The organism is Tsukamurella conjunctivitidis (genome assembly GCF_007858475.1).
GTDB lineage: Bacteria > Actinomycetota > Actinomycetes > Mycobacteriales > Mycobacteriaceae > Tsukamurella > Tsukamurella conjunctivitidis.
Genome location: NZ_VIGX01000156.1, coordinates 1 through 615 on the forward strand (window position 1 = coordinate 1; position 615 = coordinate 615).

Genomic DNA, 615 nt, shown 5'->3' on the forward strand with positions numbered 1-615 from the left:
CTCCGACCTCGCACGCACCGATGTGCGCTTGCGGGAGAGCCTGACGGACCCCGCGCGCGAGACCGCCGACCGTGTTGCGCTGGCCCACGAGCTGCTGGGTCCCCACGTCCGTCCGGAGACCCTCCAGGTGGTCGATGCAGCGGTCGCAGGCCACTGGTCGGACCCGATGGACCTGCACGACGCCTTCGAGGTGCTCGGCATCTGGGCGACGTTGGACGACGCCGTGGACCAGGGCACGATCGCCGTGGTGGAGGACGAGCTCTTCCAGGTCCGCGAGTTCCTCGCGGGGAACAGGGAGCTGCGCAACGACCTGTCGGATCTGGGACGCGGGACGCGCCACGACAGGGCGGACCTTGCACAGGACATCTTCGCCCCCCATGTCAGCGTGTGGACGATGCGCCTGCTGCGTCGTGCGGTGGGGCGCACCTCCCACGGCCGTCTGCTGGCAACGCTGCGGCGCCTGGAGGAGCACGCCGCACAGGTGCGTTCGCGCCGCCTGGTCACCGTGGCGGCCGCCGCTCCCTTCACCGAGGCACAGCTGGCGAGGCTGCGCCGCATCGTCACGGCACGTTTCGGCGGCGATGTCACCCTCAATGTCGCCATCGACCCCTCCCT

The 615-nt window shown here is 70.7% G+C and carries 1 protein-coding gene; it reads left to right on the top strand.

The window, feature by feature from the left end; translation table 11 throughout:
• Positions 1-615, top strand: a 615-nt coding sequence (locus FK530_RS24820; protein ID WP_146489467.1) for a F0F1 ATP synthase subunit delta, incomplete at both ends; no start/stop codon positions are given.